The organism is Psychrobacter sp. W2-37-MNA-CIBAN-0211, assembly GCF_040309405.1.
GTDB lineage: Bacteria > Pseudomonadota > Gammaproteobacteria > Pseudomonadales > Moraxellaceae > Psychrobacter > Psychrobacter glaciei.
The window spans coordinates 1-242 of sequence record NZ_JBEOOU010000518.1; the positions used below are offsets into that span (position 1 = coordinate 1).

General features: G+C 50.8%; 1 protein-coding gene. It reads left to right on the forward strand.

Annotated features, from left to right (window positions below; all coding sequences use genetic code 11):
• On the forward strand, positions 1–191 hold a 191-nt coding region (locus tag AAEY72_RS16100; RefSeq protein WP_352311680.1), incomplete at its 5' end, for a spondin domain-containing protein.
• Between the last annotated feature and the right edge of the window lie 51 nt (positions 192–242).

The following is a 242-nucleotide window of genomic DNA, read 5'->3' on the forward strand; positions in this document are numbered from 1 at the left end:
TTCCTGCGGCACCTAGTGGTGACGGTGGAGCCAATGGCACTGGCGTGATGGACAATTCTGACAACATCAATGTGCATACTCACCCTGGCATTTTAGGTGACATGGACCCTGCTGGCGGTATGAGTGACCTAGACAGTCGCGTTCATCGCTGGTTGAACCCTGTAGCCAAAGTTGTGGTGACAGTAAAATAAGGAGGTAGCCCATGAAACGCACTGACTTTACACTTAAGCCCAGCTTAATCG